The organism is Vibrio wakamikoensis, from assembly GCF_050337275.1.
GTDB lineage: Bacteria > Pseudomonadota > Gammaproteobacteria > Enterobacterales > Vibrionaceae > Vibrio > Vibrio chaetopteri.
The window spans coordinates 1-6687 of record NZ_JAKJST010000003.1 but is presented as its reverse complement, the minus strand read 5'-3'; the positions used below and the strand labels follow the sequence as shown (position 1 = coordinate 6687).

2 tRNA genes and 5 rRNA genes are annotated in these 6687 nt (G+C 48.9%); all 7 read right to left on the bottom strand.

Features of this window, described 5'->3' with window-relative positions:
* A 23S ribosomal RNA gene (locus tag L4C42_RS00355) occupies window positions 1–260 on the bottom strand; the annotation flags it as partial.
* 510 nt (window positions 261–770) lie between these two features.
* Window positions 771–2323: ribosomal RNA gene (locus L4C42_RS00350) — 16S ribosomal RNA — on the bottom strand.
* Window positions 2324–2726: 403 nt separating this feature from the next.
* Window positions 2727–2843 (bottom strand): 5S ribosomal RNA (rrf, locus tag L4C42_RS00345).
* A gap of 126 nt (window positions 2844–2969) precedes the next feature.
* Window positions 2970–5856 (bottom strand): 23S ribosomal RNA (locus L4C42_RS00340).
* A gap of 312 nt (window positions 5857–6168) precedes the next feature.
* Window positions 6169–6244: transfer RNA gene (locus L4C42_RS00335), tRNA-Ala, on the bottom strand.
* 41 nt (window positions 6245–6285) lie between these two features.
* Window positions 6286–6362, bottom strand: a tRNA-Ile gene (locus L4C42_RS00330).
* Between the two features lie 67 nt (window positions 6363–6429).
* Window positions 6430–6687 (bottom strand): 16S ribosomal RNA (locus tag L4C42_RS00325); the annotation flags it as partial.

The window sequence follows — 6687 nt, the reverse complement described above, 5'->3', positions numbered from 1 at the left end:
ATCCAATTTCGCTCGCCGCTACTTTCGGAATCTCGGTTGATTTCTCTTCCTCGGGGTACTTAGATGTTTCAGTTCCCCCGGTTCGCCTCGCTGAGCTATGTATTCACTCAGCGATAACTGCTTATGCAGTTGGGTTTCCCCATTCAGGAATCTCAGACTCAAAGGTTATTACTACCTAATCTGGGCTTATCGCAAGTTATTACGCCTTTCATCGCCTCTGACTGCCAAGGCATCCACCGTGTACGCTTAGTCACTTAACCATACAACCCCAAAGAGTTTCAAAGAAACCTCGAGATTGTTGTTAAACAACCAAAGTTGTCTGCATTTTTATACATGTGCAGACTCGATTTTGCCGGACTCAAATAACTCTTTGTTTCCGCTTTTTAAGAAAAAGCAGAGGCAAAAAGTGGACTTTCGTCACTTCCAAGAACACTTGAATGTGTGTTGGTACCTACATCTTTTCTCTAATAAAAGAGGAAGACATAGGATTTGAGAACTTTTAAATGAATAACATTAATCAAATGTTATTCGTCAGCTTTCCAAATTGTTAAAGAGCTAATCACTTCGTAATGAAGTAACCATTTTTAAGTATTCTCGAGAGAAAACGCTTAAAGATGGTGTCGCTTTGGGGGGTCGAACCGCTGTTCTCTTCGTTGCCGGCGAAGCGCTCTCCCAGCTGTGTTCTAGGCCTCTCTGGGAACGGTTTCCTTTGTCTTAACTTTCTAACCTAATCAATCTGTGTGAACACTCATCGCAATAATCTATTCGTATAAGGAGGTGATCCAGCCCCAGGTTCCCCTAGGGCTACCTTGTTACGACTTCACCCCAGTCATGAACCACAAAGTGGTGAGCGTCCTCCCGAAGGTTAAACTACCCACTTCTTTTGCAGCCCACTCCCATGGTGTGACGGGCGGTGTGTACAAGGCCCGGGAACGTATTCACCGTGGCATTCTGATCCACGATTACTAGCGATTCCGACTTCATGGAGTCGAGTTGCAGACTCCAATCCGGACTACGACGCACTTTTTGGGATTCGCTCACTTTCGCAAGTTGGCCGCCCTCTGTATGCGCCATTGTAGCACGTGTGTAGCCCTACTCGTAAGGGCCATGATGACTTGACGTCGTCCCCACCTTCCTCCGGTTTATCACCGGCAGTCTCCCTGGAGTTCCCGACATTACTCGCTGGCAAACAAGGATAAGGGTTGCGCTCGTTGCGGGACTTAACCCAACATTTCACAACACGAGCTGACGACAGCCATGCAGCACCTGTCTCAGAGTTCCCGAAGGCACCAAAGCATCTCTGCTAAGTTCTCTGGATGTCAAGAGTAGGTAAGGTTCTTCGCGTTGCATCGAATTAAACCACATGCTCCACCGCTTGTGCGGGCCCCCGTCAATTCATTTGAGTTTTAATCTTGCGACCGTACTCCCCAGGCGGTCTACTTAACGCGTTAGCTCCGAAAGCCACGGCTCAAGGCCACAACCTCCAAGTAGACATCGTTTACGGCGTGGACTACCAGGGTATCTAATCCTGTTTGCTCCCCACGCTTTCGCATCTGAGTGTCAGTATCTGTCCAGGGGGCCGCCTTCGCCACCGGTATTCCTTCAGATCTCTACGCATTTCACCGCTACACCTGAAATTCTACCCCCCTCTACAGTACTCTAGTCCGCCAGTTTCAAATGCAGTTCCGAGGTTGAGCCCCGGGCTTTCACATCTGACTTAACGAACCACCTGCATGCGCTTTACGCCCAGTAATTCCGATTAACGCTCGCACCCTCCGTATTACCGCGGCTGCTGGCACGGAGTTAGCCGGTGCTTCTTCTGTCGCTAACGTCAAATRATGCAGCTATTAACTACACCACCTTCCTCACGACTGAAAGTGCTTTACAACCCGAAGGCCTTCTTCACACACGCGGCATGGCTGCATCAGGCTTGCGCCCATTGTGCAATATTCCCCACTGCTGCCTCCCGTAGGAGTCTGGACCGTGTCTCAGTTCCAGTGTGGCTGATCATCCTCTCAGACCAGCTAGGGATCGTCGCCTTGGTGAGCCATTACCTCACCAACTAGCTAATCCCACCTGGGCTAATCTTGACGCGAGAGGTCCGAAGATCCCCCTCTTTGGCCCGAAGGCGTTATGCGGTATTAGCCATCGTTTCCAATGGTTATCCCCCACATCAAGGCATATTCCCAGGCATTACTCACCCGTCCGCCGCTCGACGCCGTTAACGTCACCCGAAGGTTCAGTTAACTCGTTTCCGCTCGACTTGCATGTGTTAGGCCTGCCGCCAGCGTTCAATCTGAGCCATGATCAAACTCTTCAATTTAAGATTTTGTCGGCTCAATGAATACTGACTTCAAAACTCATCCTTACTCAAGAGTAAGAAGTAATTTTAAAGCTATTATCGTTCCAACAGAACGATAATGAATTGACTGTGCCAAGTCTTTCGACTTGATTGGTCACTCAGTTCATTGAAAACCTAATTTGATACCGAGGTATCTAATTTGATTATCATCAACGAGTGCCCACACAGATTGATAGGTTTATATTGTTAAAGAGCTTTGCTTTCAACACCTTAGTGCGTCAGCGAGGTGCGTATAATACGCTTCTCACTTTGAAAGTCAACATAAAATTCTAAGAAACTTTAGAACTCTATGGTGACTTGCTTATTAAATAAGCAAGTGCGAACCTTTTGTCTTCACTTTTCAAAAAAGTGAAAATAAATAGGAGCCTGGCGATGTCCTACTCTCACATGGGGAARCCCCACACTACCATCGGCGCTATTGCGTTTCACTTCTGAGTTCGGCATGGAAATCAGGTGGGTCCACAATGCTATGGTCGCCAAGCAAATTCTGTTTTGCCTTCAGATTTTCTGAAATCTGAAAACAATAAATTCGGAAAGCTGTTAATGCGTTCTCTACACATTCAATTTGTTCTTGCTTTGAGTCCAATCAAAACCCTTTGGGTGTTGTATGGTTAAGCCTCACGGGCAATTAGTACAGGTTAGCTCAACGCCTCACAACGCTTACACACCCTGCCTATCAACGTTCTAGTCTCGAACAACCCTTTAGGACACTTAAAGTGCCAGGGAAGACTCATCTCAGGGCTCGCTTCCCGCTTAGATGCTTTCAGCGGTTATCGATTCCGAACTTAGCTACCGGGCAATGCCATTGGCATGACAACCCGAACACCAGAGGTTCGTCCACTCCGGTCCTCTCGTACTAGGAGCAGCCCCCTTCAATCTTCCAACGCCCACGGCAGATAGGGACCGAACTGTCTCACGACGTTCTAAACCCAGCTCGCGTACCACTTTAAATGGCGAACAGCCATACCCTTGGGACCGACTTCAGCCCCAGGATGTGATGAGCCGACATCGAGGTGCCAAACACCGCCGTCGATATGAACTCTTGGGCGGTATCAGCCTGTTATCCCCGGAGTACCTTTTATCCGTTGAGCGATGGCCCTTCCATTCAGAACCACCGGATCACTATGACCTGCTTTCGCACCTGCTCGAATTGTCATTCTCGCAGTCAAGCGGGCTTATGCCATTGCACTAACCACACGATGTCCAACCGTGTTTAGCCCACCTTCGTGCTCCTCCGTTACTCTTTGGGAGGAGACCGCCCCAGTCAAACTACCCACCAGGCACTGTCCGCAGCCCCGATAAGGGGCCRACGTTAGAACATCAACACTACAAGGGTGGTATTTCAAGGACGGCTCCACGAATACTGGCGTACTCGTTTCAAAGCCTCCCACCTATCCTACACATGTAGGGTCAATGTTCAGTGCCAAGCTGTAGTAAAGGTTCACGGGGTCTTTCCGTCTAGCCGCGGGTACACTGCATCTTCACAGCGATTTCAATTTCACTGAGTCTCGGGTGGAGACAGCGTGGCCATCATTACGCCATTCGTGCAGGTCGGAACTTACCCGACAAGGAATTTCGCTACCTTAGGACCGTTATAGTTACGGCCGCCGTTTACCGGGGCTTCGATCAAGAGCTTCGACCTAAGTCTAACCCCATCAATTAACCTTCCGGCACCGGGCAGGCGTCACACCGTATACGTCATCTTACGATTTTGCACAGTGCTGTGTTTTTAATAAACAGTTGCAGCCACCTGGTATCTGCGACTCCCCATAGCTCCATCCGCAAGGGACTTCACCGYGAGGAGCGTACCTTCTCCCGAAGTTACGGTACCATTTTGCCTAGTTCCTTCACCCGAGTTCTCTCAAGCGCCTTGGTATTCTCTACCCGACCACCTGTGTCGGTTTGGGGTACGATTCCTTACAATCTGAAGCTTAGAGGCTTTTCCTGGAAGCATGGCATCAATGACTTCACTACCGTAGTAGCTCGACATCGTGTCTCAGCCTTAAAGAGAGCCGGATTTACCTAACTCTCAAGCCTACGCACTTGAACCTGGACAACCGTCGCCAGGCCCACCTAGCCTTCTCCGTCCCCCCATCGCAATTGTAAGAAGTACGGGAATATTAACCCGTTTCCCATCGACTACGCCTTTCGGCCTCGCCTTAGGGGTCGACTCACCCTGCCCCGATTAACGTTGGACAGGAACCCTTGGTCTTCCGGCGTGGAGGTTTTTCACCCCCATTATCGTTACTCATGTCAGCATTCGCACTTCTGATACCTCCAGCAGACCTTACAGTCCACCTTCAACGGCTTACAGAACGCTCCCCTACCCAATGACCTAAGTCATTGCCGCAGCTTCGGTTTATAGCTTAGCCCCGTTACATCTTCCGCGCAGGCCGACTCGACTAGTGAGCTATTACGCTTTCTTTAAATGATGGCTGCTTCTAAGCCAACATCCTAGCTGTCTAAGCCTTCCCACATCGTTTCCCACTTAGCTATAATTTGGGACCTTAGCTGGCGGTCTGGGTTGTTTCCCTCTCCACGACGGACGTTAGCACCCGCCGTGTGTCTCCCGGATAGTACTTACTGGTATTCGGAGTTTGCAAAGGGTTGGTAAGTCGGGATGACCCCCTAGCCTTAACAGTGCTCTACCCCCAGTAGTATTCGTCCGAGGCTCTACCTAAATAGATTTCGGGGAGAACCAGCTATCTCCAGGTTTGATTGGCCTTTCACCCCTAGCCACAAGTCATCCGCTAATTTTTCAACATTAGTCGGTTCGGTCCTCCAGTTGATGTTACTCAACCTTCAACCTGCCCATGGCTAGATCACCTGGTTTCGGGTCTATATCCAGAGACTGAACGCCCAGTTAAGACTCGGTTTCCCTACGGCTCCCCTAAACGGTTAACCTTGCCACTGAATATAAGTCGCTGACCCATTATACAAAAGGTACGCAGTCACACCACGAAGGTGCTCCTACTGCTTGTACGTACACGGTTTCAGGTTCTATTTCACTCCCCTCACAGGGGTTCTTTTCGCCTTTCCCTCACGGTACTGGTTCACTATCGGTCAGTCAGTAGTATTTAGCCTTGGAGGATGGTCCCCCCATATTCAGACAGGATATCACGTGTCCCGCCCTACTCGATTTCACTGATGATGAGATGTCGACTACGGGGCTATCACCCTTTACTGCGGCACTTTCCAGAGCCTTCGTCTGTCTCATTAAAAGCTTAAGGGCTAATCCAATTTCGCTCGCCGCTACTTTCGGAATCTCGGTTGATTTCTCTTCCTCGGGGTACTTAGATGTTTCAGTTCCCCCGGTTCGCCTCGCTGAGCTATGTATTCACTCAGCGATAACTGCTTATGCAGTTGGGTTTCCCCATTCAGGAATCCCAGAYTCAAAGGTTATTACTACCTAATCTGGGCTTATCGCAAGTTATTACGCCTTTCATCGCCTCTGACTGCCAAGGCATCCACCGTGTACGCTTAGTCACTTAACCATACAACCCCAAAGAGTTTCAAAGAAACCTCGAGATTGTCGTTAAACAACCAAAGTTGTCTGCAATTTTTATACATGATGCAGACTCGATTTTGCCGGACTCAAATATGAATAGCTTTCGCTATTCCCAAGAACACTTGAATGTGTGTTGGTACCTAAATGATTAAATCATCTAGGATTTGAGAACTTTTAAATGAATAACATTAATCAAATGTTATTCGTCAGCTTTCCAAATTGTTAAAGAACGAGATTTGCTTTCTAGTTAAAGAAAGAAACCATTTTTAAATATTCTCAAAGAGAAAACACTTAAAGATGGTGGAGCTATGCGGGATCGAACCGCAGACCTCCTGCGTGCAAGGCAGGCGCTCTCCCAGCTGAGCTATAGCCCCATCAGTGTTGATGCTTATCGCCAATCATCTGGGAGGAAGATTGGTGGGTCTGAGTGGACTTGAACCACCGACCTCTCGCTTATCAGGCGAACGCTCTAACCACCTGAGCTACAGACCCAAGCATCGTCTTTAATTCATAAACCTAATCAATCTGTGTGAACACTCATCGCAATAATCTATTCGTATAAGGAGGTGATCCAGCCCCAGGTTCCCCTAGGGCTACCTTGTTACGACTTCACCCCAGTCATGAACCACAAAGTGGTGAGCGTCCTCCCGAAGGTTAAACTACCCACTTCTTTTGCAGCCCACTCCCATGGTGTGACGGGCGGTGTGTACAAGGCCCGGGAACGTATTCACCGTGGCATTCTGATCCACGATTACTAGCGATTCCGACTTCATGGAGTCGAGTTGCAGACTCCAATCCGGACTACGACGCACTTTTT